This is a genomic window from Pedobacter psychrodurus (assembly GCF_032678585.1).
Lineage (GTDB): Bacteria > Bacteroidota > Bacteroidia > Sphingobacteriales > Sphingobacteriaceae > Pedobacter > Pedobacter psychrodurus_A.
On sequence record NZ_JAVTSN010000013.1, the window covers coordinates 37742 to 55598 of the forward strand.

Here is a 17857-nt window from a genome sequence, read left to right on the forward strand (position 1 = left end):
TCTGTACTTGATGCTTTAGAAAAGAGAGGAAGGAAAGCGGTCGATATAGCGTTGTTTTTTGATATAAATTGCTGATTGCATTGGTCAAGGATCTTATAAAAATTTCACCTCTTTATGATAATCCACAGGAACAGGATAAGTCAATATTTTATGTTCCCGTAAATATTTTGGGTACCGCAATACGCTGTGAAGAATATATACCTGAATGGCCACTGAAAAAATAGGCTGTAAAACAGGCTACCGCAAAAAACATGGTGTATTCACTACCAAAAAGTTCTATACCCATAATCGTACAGGCAAGGGGTGTATTCGTTGCACCAGCAAAAACAGCAATAAATCCAAGGGCAGCAAACAAACTAACTGGAGCATTTAATAAGGTCGAAAGTGCATTGCCTAATGTTGCGCCAATATAAAACAAAGGCGTTACCTCACCACCTTTAAATCCAGTTCCTAATGTTAAAGTTGTGTAAATGGTCTTCCATAACCAGCTCCAAGTATCTGCTCCACCAGGCTGAAAAGCAGAGGGAATTGTAACGGCTCCTTGGTATTCGCTATCCACGCCCAAACTTAAGTAATCCGGTTTCCCGATGGCGTAAGTCAAGCCTATAATAATCAGACCACCGATAACAGGAATAAGCCACTGGATCTTACATACTTTAGAAAAAAAGGCCTTGATCTCATGCACCATTACAGCAAACAGGTAGCTGGCCAGACCAAACAATGTGGATGCTAGAATAACCTTACTAAGCAGGAGTAGGTTTACCGGCAGGTATTCAGATAGAAAGTAGGCACTTTTCTCTATGAGATCGATGTGATAAGCGGTATGATGGATGCCCCAGGCAGAGACAGTAAGATCACCAAGCACGCTGGCAATTAATGCGGGAAGTAAAGCCTTGTACTCTATTCTTCCAATGGCCAGAACTTCCATTGCAAATATGGCACCGGTGAGCGGTGTTCCGAACACCGCCCCAAACCCGGCTGCAATTCCCGCGGTAAGGAGCATCTTGGTGTCTACCTCATTTAGCTTAAACCAGCGGCTAAACATTCCTGCGATGCTTCCTCCGATTTGTACCGCGGTTCCCTCTCTTCCAGCCGATCCGCCAAACAAATGGGTAATCACTGTAGTTATTAAGATTACTGGCGCCATCTGCCTGGGCACTCCACCACCCGGCCTATGGATTTCATCCATGATCAGGTTATTTCCTTTTTCTGAGGACCTACCAACTGACTGATAAATCAGGTGGATCACAATACCTGCTAAAGGTAGCAGAAAAATGAGACAGGTATGCTGAAAGCGAAAGTGAATGGCCCAGCCTAGCAGCCAAAGGAACAAGGCAACCATACTTCCTATTGCAATGGCAACAGGAAGTATAAGCAGCGTCCATCGAACCGCATATTTAAAAACCGAAAGGTGTTCAAATAAAAATTTATTATGTTTCATTGTAGGTTAGCGGCTGATTTATAATTTTTTATAAAAAGTATTGATTCCTGCAAATGATGCCCTATCACCAAGTTCTTCTTCTATCCGAAGCAACTGGTTAAATTTAGATACCCTTTCAGAGCGGCAGCCACTTCCTGTTTTGATGTGCCCCGCACCGGTAGCGACAACCAGATCCGCAATTGTCGTGTCTTCAGTTTCACCACTGCGGTGAGAAATAAAGCAATTGTAACCGTTTTTTTGGGCTAGTTCTACGGCCTTTAGCGTTTCGGAAACTGTACCGATCTGGTTCAATTTAATCAGTACGCTGTTTGCAATGCCCTGGTCGATTCCCTGCTGGATAATACTCGGGTTGGTGCAGAATATATCATCTCCAACCAATTCCACTTTGTCTCCCAAAAGGCTGGTCAGCTTTTTCCATCCCTCCCAATCGTTTTCGCCCAACCCGTCTTCCAACAGGATAATTGGGTACTCTTTTAACCATCCTTCCCAAAAGCCAATCATTTCATCTGTTGTGATCCGTTCTTTAGAACTTTTATAAAATTCATATTTTCCATTATTCCACATTTCGCTGGTCGCTGGGTCAAGACAAAGGGAAATATCCTTGCCTGGAGCAAAACCGGCAATATGTATCGCTTCCATGATGATTTGGACGGCTTCCTCATTAGAACTCAGATTTGGCGCAAACCCACCTTCGTCACCAACTCCGGTATAATAGCCTTTCGCTTTTAGCAGACTTCTCAGGGAATGAAAAACAGCTTCGCCCATACGGATACTTTCCTTAAACGAGGGGGCGTTATGAGGGGCAATCATAAATTCCTGAAAATCGATGTTGTTATCAGAATGCCTTCCCCCATTAATGACATTCATGCACGGTACGGGCATTACGTAACCTTCCCTTTCCACTAGCTGCCTATACAAGGGAATCCCTTTTGCAACGGCCGAAGCCCGGGCGAAGGCGATTGAGGCCGCAAGCATCGCATTTGCGCCGAGCCTTGATTTATTCTCGGTTCCATCCAGACCAATTATATGATCATCGAAGGCCTGCTGACCCTCAAAGGATAAGCCGGTGACTGATTTGCCGACTTCGACGTTAATCCCTTTTACTGCTTTTTCCACGCCTTTACCATTATAGCGCTCTGGATCACCATCTCTAAGCTCTACGGCTTCTTTTTCACCCGTACTTGCCCCGGATGGAGAAATACCCCTTGCTGTTGTTCCGTTAAGAGTGACTTCTACTTCTACTGTCGGATTGCCCCTGGAATCCAAAATTTCACGGGCATGAATTTTAGTTAATTTCATAGTTTTTTGTTTTATATTGATTTTTAGTATTTCGGTTGCTTACAAATAATTGAGTTTCTCAAAAGATCAAAACCAGTGTTCCCCCAATGATCAGCAGGGCACCAAAGAATACTTTCAGGGTAAGAGCTTCTTTCAGGAACACCATTGCAAGTATAATAGTTAGGGCAACACTCAACTTATCAACAGGGGCGACCTGGGACACTTTCCCGATCTGCAAAGCCTTGTAGTAGAATATCCAGGACAAGCCGGTGGCAAGGCCAGATAAAAAAAGAAATAGCAGGTTATGCTTTGACAGTTCCGTAATTCCTTTAAGTTCGCCTCTGGCCATTACGATCCCCCAGGCTACAATCAGTATTACCACCGTTCGTATGGCAGTAGCCAAATCAGAATTGACATTGGTTACGCCGACTTTTGCAAAGATGGCCGTAAGGGAAGCAAAGAAAGCTGATAATAGCGCGTAGATCCACCACATAGTTTTATGTTAATTTTCCGTTATTGAATAATTCCAAAGTAAATGAGTACAAGAACCGTTGCTCCGGCAATGATCCGGTAAATGCCGAACCAGCGGAAAGAATGCTTTTGAAGATAGGTGATGAAAGAGCGGATGGCCATCCATACATCCCACCCGCACCTGCTTTACTTAAATGAATGATCGTAGTTAGATTCGGTTCATGGGAAGGGCGTAGACGCTTAACGGTGTTTTTAATCAGTCCTAAAGCAATCTGATCTGCACTAGCAACTAGTAGCGCAATGGTAATAAGAACCTGCCAAATTTTTTTGCAGAAATTCTGGAAGAGGCAATAAATAATGAAGGCATAAAAAGGAAGCCAAAAACGCTTATCACTGGCCCAGTACATGATCGTATCCCAGAATGCATTATGGTGCTGATTTATCCACAAGAACCATTCAGTTTCAACCGGCAGGACCATTGCTAACACTGATCTCACTTTGGCAGACAGACAAAGTAAGACAAGCGCAATTAAGATAGCTGCCAGCAATAAGAGTTGAGAATTTATTTTTAATTTTTTCACCTACAATACTTTGACCGGCAGATTTTATTACCTGCTGGAATTTCTATTGTAGGCGCCATCAGCTTTTGAAAAAAGCGGTTGAATCGGAAGGACACCATTTCCGTATTGCAAATATAATACTAATAAAATGATGTGCAAAATCTTAAAGTAGGTGTTGAGAATTTAATTTATCACTATTCCTCCTTATTTGAATACGAGAACCAGTTTCTTATTCTTCTACCGTTTAAACAAGCATCATATCACGGGATTAAAGCTTTTCTTAAACAAAATGAAACCGCCTGGAAATAACCATGTTATCTATATAGGAATTTTTTTTATAACCCTAAAAAATTAAAGTTATGGGATACCATGAATGGAAAAACTGTATTGATGCATGCTTAAAGTGTGCTTCAATTTGCAATCATTGTGCAAGTTCATGCACTCAGGAAGAAGACGTGAAAATGATGGCGCGGTGTATTGAGCTTGATATGCAATGTGCAGCCATCTGCTACTCTGCCGCTCAATTGATGAGTATGGGTAGCTCTTTTGCTCAAGACATTTGCCGTATTTGCGCAGATATTTGCCAGCAATGCGGAGATGAGTGTAGTAATCATCATACCCAGCATTGTCAGGAATGTGCAGATGCTTGTAAGGCTTGTGCGGAAGAATGCAGAAGAATGACAGGAGTAGCTGCTTAAGATGCCAATCACCGTGAGCATTAATTGATTAAGGGCAGCATTCTAGTTGCCCTTTCATTTTTATAAATAGGCAAATTTATTCCATTCATTTTATTTTCATTATTCCCTCATTATTTGATATTTACCAAGGTTTGAGGTTGTTCTTGGTATGTCCTTTCTCTAGCCTTAAAAAAATGGGTTTTTTAGGATATGATTCTCATAAACTCATTCCATTATTCAAATAAGAATTTCAGTTTTTGATGATGAGTACTTGATAATTCGAATTCTATGAAAATGAAGGCTAGATGCGAGTTGAGGAATGCATTAAATAATGCATGAACTTTCAATTCCCGCTTCATCAAATTATTTCAAAAAACAAAAAATACAAATTTCATTTCAATGGCGGTGTTAAAACAATCACGTTGTTAAACCGAGGGTATGTACCTTCTAAATTAAATGCAAGCTACATGGCATTTGCGCATAATTGTAAAAAAATTTAGACCAAACGGATTTCCCCCCGTTTATCCTATAATTGAATAATATTCAAGCTGATCGATGTTCGCAATTGAAACTAATCCACATGCTTATTTGGCTAATTAGATAGCAGTTTATGGAGTTCAACACTGATGTCTAGACAATTGGTGTTTTATAAATAGTTGCGGTATATCTTAATTTTAGGGAAAATTCTAAAAAGTTCGAACCGAAAAATTCAATTTAATCTATTGTAAGTGACTTATTTTCAAGTTCTTAATGTTTAAAAAATAAGAGGCATACTTTTTAGATGCCTCATATTGCCACTTAGTAGGGTCAACCCGCGGAAGTTCGACCCTTTTTGAGCATTGTGAAGCTGTGGTTAATTTTGATAAAGTTTTGAACAACAAGATGGAGGGACAGTATAGGAAAAAGAAATTATTCGATGACAATCGAAAGTAGGGTGAGAAATATCGTAACCTAATATTTGTTGATATTTTGTAACGGTTTTGTTGCGGTTTATCCTCTCATCTTTTTAGATTAATGCAGATTTTAGCGCCTATATATTTAGGTTGTTAAATTTGAAGGGTTTGAAAGTTAAGCAGGTACCAAATTGCTCTATAATTGGAGTCGTCTTGCTGTACCTGATTATCTCTTTGGGCAATATCTTTTTTTTATCCAACCTCTCCCTTTTAGAGTCCGCCCGGGGAATAAAATCAGCTGCGCAGTACAAAGGTAGCTTTTCTCCGCTTGGAAAGGATTCAAAAATTACCAGACAATTTAAGTGTATCCTTGATGAACGCAAGAAAACCGTGCTTCCTGTTTTGGAAGCTTTTCTTATCGGCGTCATCTTATTTTTGGGGCTTTCGCTTTTAGCCTCTAACCTAAACAGGTATTTTCTTGAGATCAGATACAGGATTGCCGGATCAGTCCCAATTTATATTTCCAACCAGGTCTTTCGGATCTGAGATTTATCTCAATTTTCTTTTATTGACAGGTCCTTCAAATGATGAAGTGACGACGGCCGGTTAATCACCGTGTTTCCTGTCCAAGACGTCCGTCAAATCTTTTTCCTTAAATTTTAATTTAAAGACATGATCCGTATTAAACAGATTTTCTGTTTGTTCCCACTTTTATATATGGGGCTGGAAAGCCATGCCCAAACCTCCCCAAAGCCCATCGGGATCGTTGATCTGATCGATCACGTGACCGCTTTTTCACCTTCACTGGCCGCTGATTCAGCAACAGTTGATATACGTGCCGCCCAGTTAAGAGAGACCGCGGCGAATGCCCTTCCAAATCTGAAGCTTAATTATCAGGCAGATCTGGGCTCAAACAATAACGTGGCAGGACCTTATATGGCCTTTGGTATAGTTCCCTCCAATTCCAGAGGTGTTAGGACTGAAAGCACTACCAAGGCTACACTTACTAATCTTGGTATTGTCTCCCTTGATTGGGAGGTCTATAATTTTGGTGCCTATAAAGCTCAGAATGCAGTCGCCAAATCAGAACTTGTCGTTGAACGATCCAAGTTTGCCCAGCGCCGATACCAGACAAGGGCCATCGCTATTGATGATTACCTGAGTCTACTAAAGCTTCAGGACATGCTATCCATTCAAGCAAGCAATATCAGTCGCAATGAGCAGATCAACCGTTCGATTTTATCCCTTGCCAGAAGCGGTGTGCGTCCGGGTGTGGATACCAGTATCGCAGGGGCCGAACTCTCCAAATCAAGATTGAACTATATTGAAATGGACAATACCTACAGACAGGTTCAGCTCGACATTGCAGCAATCAGCGGGCTAAATCCGGAAAGTATTGTCGCTGACAGTACGATCCTGGATCGGCTAAAATCGCTTGAGGTAAACCTATCGGTAAAGTTGACCGACAGTTCAAGCCATCCGCTGCTTGATTTCTACAAAAGCAATTATCTAAGCAGCGTTGAGAAGGAAAACCTGGTCAAAAAAGCCTATAATCCAAAGGTAAGCCTGCAAGCTGCTGCCTGGTCAAGGGGATCAAGCATTGATGCCAATGATAATTTCAACAGTCTCTCGAATGGCTTGGAATGGCAACGGGAAAATTACCTCGTGGGCGTAGGGATCAGTTATAACTTATTTGATCTGCGCAGGCGTCAGTTGAAGCTTAGGACCCAAAAGGCCAGTAGCAATTTTTACTTAAAGGAACTACAGCAGGAAAGGTTAATGTTATCAAATGCCGCCCTTCAAGCAGGACTTGAGATCAGTACCGCGCATAAAAGACTCGATGAAATACCAAACCAGCTAAAGGCAGCGGCCGCAGGGTATCGCCAGAAGCTCTCGCTTTATAAGAACGGGCTGACCGACATCATTGAGCTCAATGCAGCCCTGACCATCCTTTACCGTGCAGAAACCGATTTTGTCAACGCAAAATATCTGTACATCCGGGCGCTTTTTCAAAAGGCTATCGCCACCAACCAAGTAGATTCACTGTTAAACACATTAAAATAATAAAGATATGTCAATGGTTACCTCGGCCCTGAAAAAGCCGATTACAACAGTGGTGATCACCGCGAGTTTACTGCTCTTTGCAGTTCTCAGTGCGCTGAAGATCCCAATAGATATTTTCCCCCAGCTTAATTCGCCGACAATATATGTTATTGAATCCTACGGAGGTATGTCTCCACAACAGATGGAGGGCTTCTTCTCCACTCGTCTACAGGATCAGTTTCTTTATGTTAATGGCGTTAAGAATATTACCGCCAAAAACATTCAGGGTTTGACGATGCTAAAGCTGAGTTTTTATGAAAGCACCAATATGGCAGAGGCTTCTGCCCAAGTTGCCTTGCAGGTTAACCGGGCCATGAAGTTCTTCCCTCCAGGCGCTTTGCCTCCGCAGGTGGTCCGCTTTGATGCCTCTTCACTGCCAGTAGGCCAGCTTGTACTCTCGGCCAAATCCCGCAGTCTGAAAGAAATCTATGATATGGCGGCAACGCGTATCAGGCCCATGTTTTCCTCTGTCGCAGGGCTTTCAGCGCCACCGCCATTCGGTGCCAATTCCCGCTCGATTACCATTAGTGTAGATCCGAGCAAATTAAGGAGTTATAATCTGACTCCGGACGAGGTGGTAGGGGCTTTATCCAAGTTCAATGTCATGTCTCCTTCGGGAAATCTAAGGTTGGACAATACCATGATGGTGACCTCTATGAACTCCCTGGTTAAAACGGTCGATGAATTCAACAACATTCCAATAGCTACAAAAAACGGCGTTTCAATATTGGTAAGGGATGTGGCAAGGGTTGCCGATGCAGCGGATGTTACCGTGGATTATGCATTGATCAACGGGAAACGGTCTGTGTATATTCCTGTGGTCAAAACAGCAGACGCCTCGACTTGGTCAGTGGTAAAGTCCTTAAAGGCCAAAATCCCCGAAATGCAGAGCCTCTTGCCGGACGATGTCCACATCTCTTATGAATTTGACCAGTCTGTTGCCGTTATCAACTCGGTAAAAAGCCTGATCACTGAAGGTGGTCTTGGTGCACTATTAACGGGCCTAATGGTGTTGCTATTCCTGCGTGATCTGCGAAGCAGTCTTATCGTGGTGATCACCATTCCGGTATCGATTTTAATTGGGGTGCTTTTACTAGGCATGTTCGGTCAGACCATAAATATCATGACCTTGAGCGGTCTGGCACTTGCAATAGGGATCCTGGTCGATCAGGCAACGGTGACGATCGAAAATATCCATCAGCACCTGGAAATGGGCAAGCCCAAACGCGAAGCCATTTACGATGCCTGTGAAGAAATCGCATTCCCGCTGCTGCTCATCCTGCTGTGTATTCTGGCCGTATTTGCACCATCTTTTATGATGAACGGTATACCAAAGGCGATGTTTTTGCCACTATCCCTTTCGATTGGCTTCACCATGGTTGTCTCTTTCATCGTGGCCCAGACCTTAGTTCCCATTCTATCCAACTGGATGATAAACGAAGAACGTTACCAGCACTATGACCATGGTAAGATCCATGCTCATGCAGGAGAGGCCCTGGACGAGAGGCAAGGAGAGCAGGTAGAAAAGCATCTGCAAAATGAAAAGGATGAACCGGAAAAAAATGATTTCTTTGAAAGGGTGAAGGTGCGGTTTATGGCAATCATCCAGCGGTGGATGCCGATGAAAAAAGGTATTGTCGGGATTTATTTAGTTCTGGTCATTTCTCTTGCAGGACTGGGATTTGTTTTTATTGGAAAGGATATGATGCCAAAGCTCAACAACGGACAGTTCCAGATACGCATCAAAGCGCCGGACGGTACCAGATTAGAGCGCACCGAGGAGAAATTTAAGCAGGTACTTTCCATTATCAATCAGACAGTAGATAACCATATCGCAGTTAGTTCGGGATACGTTGGGCTTATTCCGAGTAGTTACGGAACAAGTAACTTATATATCTTCAATACCGGTACCCATGAGGCTGTGCTTCAGGTGAACCTTGATGAAGATTATAAGGTAAATATGGATGAGCTGAAAGATGCGCTGAGAAAGAACATCGCTTATAAACTTCCTGACCTACGTATCACCTTTGAGCCGATTGACATGACCGAAAAGATTATGAGCCAAGGCGCTGCAACTCCTATTGAGATCAGAGTAGCAGGAAAAGATATGGACCAGATCGAGTCTTACGCTAATAAGGTGCTCTCTAAACTTAAAAAAATAGATTACCTCCGTGATATCCAGATTGCTCAACCCCTGCACATTCCCGTGGTTTCTATTACCCTTGATAGATTAAAGGCGGCGCAGTTTGGGCTGAACGTGGTTGATATCGCAAGGTCAGTTACTGCAAGTACCTCATCCAGCCGATTTACTGAGAAGAACCAATGGCTCGATGAAAAAACCGCCTATACCTACCAGGTACAGGTACAGGTTCCAGAGTATGTCATGAATACAATGGATGAGCTCAAAGAAATTCCTTTGGTTAAAGGGCAGAGCAGTCCGGTACTGGGCGACATCGCTACTTTCAATACCAGTTACCTTCCAGGAGAATATGACCGCTCCGGGCCAAGACGCTTTCTGACCGTGAGCGCAAACATTTATAAAAAGGATCTTGGAACGGCAACTGCTGATGTAGAAAAGGCACTAAAGTCCGTAGGCACGCCTCCTAAGGGACTAACTGCTGAAGTGAAAGGTATGTCGAGCCTGTTGACTGAAACACTATCTTCTCTTCAGGGCGGACTTGCTTTTGCGATATTGGTGATCTTCCTGCTGCTTGCGGCCAATTACCAGTCTTTCAAGCTTTCGCTGACGGTTCTTTCGACCGTTCCTGCTGTAATCCTTGGGTCGCTTACCGCATTATTGCTTACAGGTTCTACGCTTAACCTGCAGAGCTACATGGGGATGATCATGTCCACCGGGGTGTCAGTGGCCAATGCGATACTTATCGTGACCAACGCCGAAAAACTCAGGCTGGATTACAAGGATTCTACCCGGGCGGCAGTGGTGAGTGCCGGGATTCGTTTAAGGCCGATCCTGATGACCAGTTTTGCGATGATAGCCGGGATGATCCCGATGGCCTCTGGGTTGGGCGAATCCGGTGAACAGACCGCGCCGCTCGGCAGGGCTGTTATTGGTGGGCTATTCTTTTCAACCCTTGCCGCGCTCTTCATCCTTCCGCAGGTTTTCGCTTGGGTACAGAAAAAAAGCAGCTTAAAAGAACCAAACCTAATGCCTAGAAAAACAAGAATTTAAAAGATAAACAACATGAAAACCAGATTCATTCCCATCATAATAATTATAAGTACTCTGGCCGCGTGTGGCGGAAACCAGAAGCCCGTGAACATCAGTCCCGAAAAAAACGGCAAGGAAGCCAAATATGAAACCACAAAGGTCGAAGAAGAGGCCCTTTCCAGTTTTACCCGCATTCCCGGGGTGCTCAAGCCTTTCAACCAGGTGAACATTTTTCCCAAGGCCAATGGTTTTGTGAAAGCAATACTGGTCGATTTGGGTTCTAAGGTGACCAAAGGCCAGCTGCTGATGACCCTGGAAGCACCGGAACTCGAATCACAATTGCAATCGGCAAATTCCCGTTACCTGCAGGCACGGGAGACCGCATCGGCGAGCAGTGAGAAATACAGACGTCTGAAAGAAGCAGCAAAAGAGGAAGGTTCGGTATCTCCGCTAGAACTTGATAATGCGCTTTCCAGGATGAAAGGAGATAAGGCCATAGCTGAGGCTGAGCGGTCAAATGTATCCTCCGTACGTACCATGCAGGACTACTTGAAAGTATATGCGCCTTTTGACGGGGTGATCGTTGACAGGAATGTATCACCGGGAGCACTGGTGTCGGCGGGCAAATCTTCGGACCTACCCATGCTGGTATTGCAGGACCTGACCCACATGAGGCTTGAAGTTTCTATACCTGAGGATTATGTAGACAAAGTGGACCTAAGCCAGATGGTCAAGTTCCGCTTCAATGCGCTGCCGGGGGAACAGCGCCAGGCCAAGATCAGCCGGTCTGCAAATTCACTGGGCAACATGCGCCAGGAAATCGTCGAGGTTGACGTGGCCAATAAAGATAACAGGTTGAAGGCCGGCATGTATGCCGAGGTTGAAATCCCGCTTAAATCCGGTGCGACTTCGCTTCTTGTGCCTAATTCTGCTATCGTGCGTTCTACAGAACGGAAGTACGTAGTGGAAATTGCAAATGGTAAAGCCAAGCTCGTTGACATTAAGGAAGGGATGAAGGGAACAGAGATGACCGAGATTTTTGGTTCCATCAAAGCCGGGACAGAGATTATTTCGCCCGCGAACGATGAGATCAAAAGCGGTCAGACGCTATAAAACATTGCCGGGCGGATATTAGCCGCCCGGCAAATCTTTTTATTAGTCAGATAAGAAAAAAGGAAAATATGAAAGATTTAGAATTTAACCATGAGTTTGAAATCGGGGGAAAACACATTTGCATAGATGTCCCAAAGAAAAGATGCAACCAGGTCTACATCGAGGGAGAGCTGGTTGGGACGGTTTGGGAATGTAAAAAACAAGGGGTAATATCCTTTGTATCAAGAGATTTTAAGCTTGCCCCTTACCTGGAAAGCATTGCGGCCGAGTTAAACATTTTTTACAGGACCTCCCTATGAGTGCCTATGCCGGATGGACATTTCAACCTTTTCTGATCTGTTTCCTGTTATTAATGACTGTAAAGGTAAAGGCGCAAGATCAAACTGCCGTCCCCAAGATATCGGTAGGCTTTGTCATGGGCTTTCCGACCGGTAAGACGGCTAAAACTTATGTCAACGGATATGGGGCATCAACAAAGGTGGAATTCAAGGTTTCGGAGCACCTCAACCTAACCGGATCTGCGGGCTATATGACTTTCCGCTACAGGGATGAGGTAAAAAAACGTCTCGATTATTTAGGAGAGCCAACAAGCATGAATGGTGTTGTTCCAATTAAAGTCGGAGCAAAATATTACTTTGAAGGTATCTATTACGCTGCCCTTGAGCTTGGTGCAGCAAATACTCTTGGATACCGGCTGAATACCTCTTTTGCCTACGGACCGACTTTGGGTGCCAGCATTCCAATTTCGAAGCATTATAGTGCAGATCTCGGCCTTCGTTATGAGGGTTGGAAAAGCAGCGGAGGGCAGGTTTCCTTTTTTGGACTTCGTTTGGCTCTGGCAATTTCAGGAACTAAAAAATAATAGGCAAAATATTTAACCTAAAATTTAAATTATGACAGAGAAAAATATTTCACAACCATTTGAAACTTTTGACCATAATAAATCCTCAGCAAAGGGTGGAGATAACGCATATCACCCCGCAAACCAAGATAGAGAGGTTTTATTGCGTTACCTGCTGGAGCGGTTGAACCTGGAAACCGGCCATCTCAATGAGAAGCGAAAATTGAGGAAGTAGGGGCCTTTTTAGACCTTTAAAAAACATTCGTAGGAATGGCAAATCAGATTTATTATAACCAGGGGCAACCCACAATATGCATGACAAATGGAAAAGATGATATATCTTTTGGAAAATGATGAGGGTATAACCGAAGTATTACAGCTTCTTTTTAACAGTGAGGGGTACGGGGTTTCCGCGTTTTCTTCGGTAAGCTCGTTTATGGCAGGGCTAAGTGATCATGTTGCAGATCTTTTTCTGCTGGATGTTATGCTCCCCGATGGAAACGGCATTGAAGTCTGCAGTTACCTGAAGTCCTTAGAGAAAACCCGGAATGTTCCGATTATCATGATGAGTGCTCATGCGGACCGTTATGACATTAGAAGGGGCTGCGCTGCAGAGAATTTTATTAAAAAGCCTTTCGATATTCACGACCTGCTGCGTTTGGTAGCGAAACATATTTGACCGGTGATAAAGTACGGGTTCTCTCAAGTTTGGTATTCGTGCTCACAATCAGTGTTTCCATGTCAGAGATCCGCTAAGTCGTTCTTACAAGATATATCAACAAAAGCATGCTTGAAATGAAAATAACCACGGTAAGGACTTTGATGAGTGTAGAGGAATGGTAATAACTGCCTTGATTAATAAGTGTATGAGTTTTTTGATAGCGCATAAATGCCAGGATGATGGTCAGTGCGCCTACCCCGACAAGAAGTATTCCTATCCTCTGTGAGTTGCCGGTTTGGTGTACGACGGCTTTGGCCCCAAGAGCGAGAGTGATCTGCTTGATAAAAAGTGAAAACTTTACCACCACAAAACCAAAGCCCATAATTCCTATGCTAGTTCTTATCCAGGCAAGAAAAGTCCGTTCGTTGGCCAGATGGTCACCAGTGTTTGATTTAGGAATGGCTTGTTCTTCTTTTTCCATTATTGATAATATTGGTTGACGGATCACCGCATGCCTGATTAACAAAATTTTATCAATGCTGTTTGGGCGAGTACTGTTTTAATTATGTAGCTTTTCGATAAATTCCCTAGCATTTTTAAATGCGTTACTCCGCACAGCACATACGATGATAGACAATTTTGTCGAACCTTTTGAATTTTAGTGTTGCCGGCATAAGCCATTGATATTTAAACATGACAATAATTTTCGGCGTTTGCGGCCCCGGGTGAAATGGATCCGGCACAACTGATCCTAATCTTTGCATCGTATCGAAATACCAATTTGCACCTTTTAAAGATTCACTGCCGTTTTGGTTTTTACATTAGGGATGAACGATTACCCATCCTTCCGCCGAACGGATGATGATCTCTCCGTTGCCGCTTGGCACATAGCTGATGAAATCGAAGAGATCTGACTTATCGATTTTCCGCTCGCGAACGGTATTCTCGCACTGCGCAAGAATTACGCCCTTTGACTTTAGCAAATTAAGCTGCTCAAGGAACTTTCCATCCTTGCGATAAACCGCCACGCCATCCCCGAAGGCGATAAGCTCAACCTCCAGTTTTCCCTTCAATCTTGGATCCTCCAAAGCATTGTTGATGTTCCTGAGTGTTCCCGAAATATGTTTTTCCTCGGCACTGTTAAGTACATATAGCGCTTTATATGATTTCTTTTTTGCAACAGCACCCGTAAACGGTTTTTTTGTCTCCTGTGCAGATACATTGGTGGTGATGACCATCATGATGACAAGCTGGAGTAAGATCAGTAATTTTTTCATGTTTCTATTTTTTCTGTTTTATAGGTGCGTGCTGTTCAGCCATGTCAATAAAGGGACCATATTTATGCTGCTTTTCGCTAAAGTGATCTGCATATGGCCCGAAGGGATAATCTATTGGCTTTGTGTACAGGTTTTTATAGTCGTTTTTGGAATCCAGGTGCGGTCTGGGCTGCGCATTCACAAATGCAGCTACGTCCCAGGCTTCCGCATCCGTTAAGTTCGGATCTTTGTAGGTGGCGCCATAAGGCATGTTGTTTTTGACAAATCCTGCAAAATTTCCAAGCCTGAACATTCCTGCACCATCGTTATAGCTGTCCCTGCCCCAAAGGGGAGGGTACATATATCCTTTTCCATCAGGTGAGGCAACGCCTTTGCCCGTTTCTCCATGACAGCTGCTGCATTTGGAGGCATATACCATTTTCCCCTTCAGGGGATCTGCAGGCACATCCAGATATGGGATTTTTTTTACCGAATTATCCGCAATGGAATGTGCGGCATCCTGTTTTTTTCCAACCCATTTTAAATAGGCCAACATGGCGACCATTTCCCTGGAATTTCTTCCCGGAGCTTTGCCGTTCATGCTTCGCTCGAAGCACTCATTAATCCGTTCAAAGGCTTCTTCCTTTCTACCGCTTCTTGCGCTCATTTTTGGAAAACCTGCATAAAAGATGGAGAAATTATTCGCAAAGGGCCTGGTTCCTGCATCCAAGTGGCAGTTCTGACAATTCATACCATTAGTCAGCTTTCCTACGATACCCTGCGGCCCTAAATAGTATGCCGTACGGACAATCAAATCCCGGCCATACCTGATCAGATCCGCATCAGCTTTGCCCTGAAGCTGCATCGTATCAGGCGCCTTCCAATATTCGGGTTTAGCAACACGGCGCTCTAAAGGTTTTATTTGATTCTTTTGAATGGATGGATTAGGCTTATCCGCATAGAAACTTTTTGGAAGATGAAATCCGCTGAGTGCTAAAACAAGAGAAAACATGATCACAACGAATAGAAATGACGTCCATACGAGATATTTTCCAAACCGGGCAAATACCTGCAGTTTATCCTCGTTGTTTCTTTCTGTTTTCACACTTTTAAAATATTAATTCTGAAAATCCTTAATGGCCTCACCAATATCAAGCACCTTTTGCTTGCCATCAATAACGGATGCAATCAGTGAGCTTGCAGCCGCACTTCTGTATCCACCGGCGCAGTGTACTGCTACGGGTTGCTCCAGCGGAATTTCGTTTACCCTTTCCCTTAAATTTCCCAGTGGAATATTTATGCTGTTCTCAAAAATACTGTTTTCCATACGCTCTGTCTTGTTCCTCACATCCACAATGGTATATCCATTTTGGTTCTCTTTAAAATTTTGGATATCGATAATCTCATCCGGGACAGTTTCTACTGCGTTTATAAAACCGCCGGCAAGCTGCGTTTCATACCCGATGGATGCGGTCCTCGCGATAAGACTATGCAATGTAGCAAGATTTTCTGCCATAAGATAATAAGGCTCTTCAGGCTTCACAATGCTGCCCAGCCAGGTTTCAAATTTGTTTCCATCCATGATATTTACAGCGCCTTCTATATGTCCCTTCTTAAAAACATCTTCCCTTCGCGTATCGATAATTAGGGCATTTGGTTTTAAGTTTTCACCGGATTCCATGATCTGAACCGCACTTACCGAATCTTCAAACGGTGCTGCGCCTTTCTTGTTCAAGGCCACATCAAAAGGGAAGTAAAATGGAATGAATGGCTGGTTTTCATTTAATGCGCTCACAAAATCGGCCTCAGTCATTTCCTGCAGTGACCAGTTACTTCTTTTTTCAGCACCAATGGTACTGCTATTGGCCTCGCTCAACGCTTTTCCGCAGAGCGTACCTGCCCCGTGTGCCGGATACAGAATCACTTCATCTGAGAGTTTCATCAGTTTGTCCCTTAATGAATGGTACATTTGGGCGGCAAGGAAATTGCGTTCCGCCATTGAATCACCTCCGCTTTCCCTTAAATCCGGCCTTCCGCAGTCACCGATAAAAAGGGTATCTCCGGAAAATAGCGCTTTTTGTTTCCCATCGTGTTCGAGCAAAATACTGATACTATCCGGAGAGTGCCCCGGGGTGTTGATTGCCCTTAAGGTGATCTTTCCCAGGGTTATCGTCTGGTCTTCATCAAATGGGGAAAACAGGTAGGACGGCGTATTGAGTTTGCTGCAATATATTGTTGCGCCGGTCTTATGATGGATTTCAAGATGAGCACTCACAAAATCCGCATGCGGGTGCGTCTCGATAACACCAACTATTTTGGCCTGGTGTTTTTCGGCAAAATGGTAATATGCAGACGGATCCCTGGAGGGATCGATCAATATGATTTCATTCCGGCATTCGCTCAGTACCGCATAGCTGTAATGGGAGAGGTGCTTGTCTTCAAATTGTTCTATTTTCATGTGTTTTTATTTTTGATTAATGTGTTTAACGGTATGATTCCTGCCTTTGCCAGGTTTACATCAAATTTACCCTTTAGCGGTTCTTCGCACTGTAACTTTTGTCACAGCGCCCCAAAATCTTCTCAGCAGTTTCTGCCTGCACTTTCATCATATTTGATCGGAGAGAGGACATGGAGCAAAAGGGTTCTGGCATAGCGGTAGTTGAAGGTGAACAGTAGGATGACCGGCGAAATAGTGGTTGCGATGATTGCCCACTGCTCTTCTTCGCCAAAGATCATGAATGCCGGAATGCCCGCATTGACAAGTTCTGCGACAATGAAAACATAGCTCACATACATCGCTCCGATAAAGAAGCCCGGCTCTATCTCATAGTTCAGGTTGCAGCAGGCAAATTTTTTATTCATCTGATCATATTTCCAATGGAACATGGAATGGGTATATAATTTTCCCTTTCGGCACCTGGGACATCTATGGTCTATTATAGCCCTTAGTTTGCTCATCAGATTCTATTTTATTAATGAGGGAGCTTGCTTTTCATCGCTCCGTATAGATAGGTGCCCAGGAGCGCACCAAGGATGACCACCGCCATACCGGCATATCCGCTCCCAAGGTTGACGAACATGGGGCCGGGACAGGCGCCGGTGAGTGCCCAGCCCAGGCCGAAAATGGTGCCGCCTAGTAGGTATTTTATATAGGCCTTGTCCTTATCGTGGAAGACAATCGGATTTCCGGCCAGATCCTTGGCTTTGAATTTTTTGATCAGCCATACTGCAATTACGCCAAGTACAACGGCCGTACCAATAATTCCATACATATGGAAAGACTGGAAACGGAACATTTCCTGGATCCTGTACCAGGAAACAGCCTCAGACTTGGTCATGATGATTCCGAAAAGTGTTCCTGCAAGAATATATTTTATGAATTTCATTTTTTTTA

The 17857-nt window shown here is 43.8% G+C and carries 18 protein-coding genes and 1 riboswitch; of the genes, 8 read left to right on the forward strand and 10 right to left on the reverse strand.

The annotated features are described in order from the left end of the window. Window positions 1–148: 148 nt before the first annotated feature. Genes R2S57_RS10540 through R2S57_RS10555 form a run of 4 tightly spaced genes read right to left on the reverse strand, consistent with a single transcriptional unit; the run spans window position 149 to window position 3771 of the window. Window positions 149–1441 (reverse strand): voltage-gated chloride channel family protein, encoded by a 1293-nt coding sequence (locus R2S57_RS10540; protein WP_008245455.1) that lies wholly within the window; start codon window positions 1439–1441, stop codon window positions 149–151. Between the two features lie 18 nt (window positions 1442–1459). Continuing rightward, entirely contained in the window at window positions 1460–2740 is a 1281-nt protein-coding gene (gene eno, locus R2S57_RS10545; protein ID WP_008245454.1) for a phosphopyruvate hydratase, read from the reverse strand. Window positions 2741–2798: 58 nt separating this feature from the next. Next, window positions 2799–3212, reverse strand: coding sequence for an EamA family transporter (locus R2S57_RS10550; protein WP_008245453.1), 414 nt, complete (start codon window positions 3210–3212; stop codon window positions 2799–2801). A 4-nt stretch (window positions 3213–3216) separates the two neighbouring features. Then, window positions 3217–3771 carry a hypothetical protein gene (locus R2S57_RS10555; RefSeq protein WP_316844994.1) on the reverse strand — a complete coding sequence of 185 codons (555 nt, stop codon included), beginning with the start codon at window positions 3769–3771 and terminating at the stop codon, window positions 3217–3219. Between the two features lie 42 nt (window positions 3772–3813). After that, window positions 3814–3882: riboswitch (Fluoride riboswitch) on the reverse strand. A 401-nt stretch (window positions 3883–4283) separates the two neighbouring features. Between R2S57_RS10555 and R2S57_RS10560 the strand changes: the two genes are divergently transcribed. From R2S57_RS10560 to R2S57_RS10595, 8 genes are all read left to right on the forward strand, one after another. Then, entirely contained in the window at window positions 4284–4448 is a 165-nt protein-coding gene (locus tag R2S57_RS10560) for a four-helix bundle copper-binding protein (RefSeq protein WP_235526111.1), read from the forward strand. A 1544-nt stretch (window positions 4449–5992) separates the two neighbouring features. Further along, window positions 5993–7384 (forward strand): TolC family protein, encoded by a 1392-nt coding sequence (locus R2S57_RS10565; protein WP_056095310.1) that lies wholly within the window; start codon window positions 5993–5995, stop codon window positions 7382–7384. Between the two features lie 7 nt (window positions 7385–7391). Next, window positions 7392–10613, forward strand: coding sequence for an efflux RND transporter permease subunit (locus tag R2S57_RS10570; protein WP_056095306.1), 3222 nt, complete (start codon window positions 7392–7394; stop codon window positions 10611–10613). A gap of 12 nt (window positions 10614–10625) precedes the next feature. Beyond that, the gene (locus R2S57_RS10575) at window positions 10626–11705 is read left to right on the forward strand and encodes an efflux RND transporter periplasmic adaptor subunit (RefSeq protein WP_056095304.1); all 1080 of its coding nucleotides are present in this window, start codon (window positions 10626–10628) and stop codon (window positions 11703–11705) included. A gap of 68 nt (window positions 11706–11773) precedes the next feature. Next, on the forward strand, window positions 11774–12004 hold the full coding sequence (locus tag R2S57_RS10580; RefSeq protein ID WP_056095301.1) for a hypothetical protein: 231 nt from the start codon (window positions 11774–11776) through the stop codon (window positions 12002–12004). Further along, complete coding sequence (locus tag R2S57_RS10585; RefSeq protein WP_316844995.1) at window positions 12001–12567, forward strand: hypothetical protein; 567 nt, start codon at window positions 12001–12003, stop codon at window positions 12565–12567. Before R2S57_RS10580 ends, R2S57_RS10585 begins: the two co-directional genes overlap by 4 nt. A 31-nt stretch (window positions 12568–12598) precedes the next feature. After that, window positions 12599–12781, forward strand: a complete 183-nt coding sequence (locus R2S57_RS10590; RefSeq protein WP_056095295.1) for a hypothetical protein — start codon at window positions 12599–12601, stop codon at window positions 12779–12781. Window positions 12782–12868: 87 nt separating this feature from the next. Beyond that, window positions 12869–13225, forward strand: coding sequence for a response regulator (locus R2S57_RS10595; RefSeq protein ID WP_056095291.1), 357 nt, complete (start codon window positions 12869–12871; stop codon window positions 13223–13225). Between the two features lie 73 nt (window positions 13226–13298). Here R2S57_RS10595 and R2S57_RS10600 read toward each other — a convergent pair whose 3' ends face one another. The 6 genes from R2S57_RS10600 to R2S57_RS10625 all read right to left on the reverse strand — a co-directional run bounded on the left by R2S57_RS10600 (window position 13299) and on the right by R2S57_RS10625 (window position 17849). Then, window positions 13299–13688: a YidH family protein gene (locus R2S57_RS10600; protein WP_056095288.1), complete on the reverse strand. Its 390-nt coding sequence runs from the start codon at window positions 13686–13688 to the stop codon at window positions 13299–13301. Between the two features lie 340 nt (window positions 13689–14028). After that, window positions 14029–14484, reverse strand: a complete 456-nt coding sequence (locus R2S57_RS10605) for a DsrE family protein (RefSeq protein WP_056095285.1) — start codon at window positions 14482–14484, stop codon at window positions 14029–14031. A gap of 4 nt (window positions 14485–14488) precedes the next feature. Further along, a complete protein-coding gene (locus R2S57_RS10610; protein WP_199562757.1) occupies window positions 14489–15568 on the reverse strand; it encodes a c-type cytochrome in 1080 nt (359 codons plus the stop codon). A 12-nt stretch (window positions 15569–15580) separates the two neighbouring features. After that, window positions 15581–16921, reverse strand: a complete 1341-nt coding sequence (locus tag R2S57_RS10615; protein WP_056095282.1) for an MBL fold metallo-hydrolase — start codon at window positions 16919–16921, stop codon at window positions 15581–15583. Between the two features lie 122 nt (window positions 16922–17043). Further along, complete coding sequence (locus R2S57_RS10620; RefSeq protein WP_146202964.1) at window positions 17044–17325, reverse strand: hypothetical protein; 282 nt, start codon at window positions 17323–17325, stop codon at window positions 17044–17046. A gap of 110 nt (window positions 17326–17435) precedes the next feature. Further along, window positions 17436–17849: a DUF6691 family protein gene (locus tag R2S57_RS10625; RefSeq protein ID WP_056095276.1), complete on the reverse strand. Its 414-nt coding sequence runs from the start codon at window positions 17847–17849 to the stop codon at window positions 17436–17438. Window positions 17850–17857: the final 8 nt, after the last annotated feature.

Coding starts and splice junctions, on each gene's coding strand:
- R2S57_RS10540 (WP_008245455.1), bottom strand. CDS start 1,441: ATGAAACATAATAAATTTTTATTTGAACACCTTTCGGTTTTTAAATAT.
- eno (WP_008245454.1), bottom strand. CDS start 2,740: ATGAAATTAACTAAAATTCATGCCCGTGAAATTTTGGATTCCAGGGGC.
- R2S57_RS10550 (WP_008245453.1), bottom strand. CDS start 3,212: ATGTGGTGGATCTACGCGCTATTATCAGCTTTCTTTGCTTCCCTTACG.
- R2S57_RS10560 (WP_235526111.1), top strand. CDS start 4,284: ATGGGTAGCTCTTTTGCTCAAGACATTTGCCGTATTTGCGCAGATATT.
- R2S57_RS10565 (WP_056095310.1), top strand. CDS start 5,993: ATGATCCGTATTAAACAGATTTTCTGTTTGTTCCCACTTTTATATATG.
- R2S57_RS10570 (WP_056095306.1), top strand. CDS start 7,392: ATGTCAATGGTTACCTCGGCCCTGAAAAAGCCGATTACAACAGTGGTG.
- R2S57_RS10575 (WP_056095304.1), top strand. CDS start 10,626: ATGAAAACCAGATTCATTCCCATCATAATAATTATAAGTACTCTGGCC.
- R2S57_RS10580 (WP_056095301.1), top strand. CDS start 11,774: ATGAAAGATTTAGAATTTAACCATGAGTTTGAAATCGGGGGAAAACAC.
- R2S57_RS10585 (WP_316844995.1), top strand. CDS start 12,001: ATGAGTGCCTATGCCGGATGGACATTTCAACCTTTTCTGATCTGTTTC.
- R2S57_RS10590 (WP_056095295.1), top strand. CDS start 12,599: ATGACAGAGAAAAATATTTCACAACCATTTGAAACTTTTGACCATAAT.
- R2S57_RS10595 (WP_056095291.1), top strand. CDS start 12,869: ATGGAAAAGATGATATATCTTTTGGAAAATGATGAGGGTATAACCGAA.
- R2S57_RS10600 (WP_056095288.1), bottom strand. CDS start 13,688: ATGGAAAAAGAAGAACAAGCCATTCCTAAATCAAACACTGGTGACCAT.
- R2S57_RS10605 (WP_056095285.1), bottom strand. CDS start 14,484: ATGAAAAAATTACTGATCTTACTCCAGCTTGTCATCATGATGGTCATC.
- R2S57_RS10615 (WP_056095282.1), bottom strand. CDS start 16,921: ATGAAAATAGAACAATTTGAAGACAAGCACCTCTCCCATTACAGCTAT.
- R2S57_RS10620 (WP_146202964.1), bottom strand. CDS start 17,325: ATGAATAAAAAATTTGCCTGCTGCAACCTGAACTATGAGATAGAGCCG.
- R2S57_RS10625 (WP_056095276.1), bottom strand. CDS start 17,849: ATGAAATTCATAAAATATATTCTTGCAGGAACACTTTTCGGAATCATC.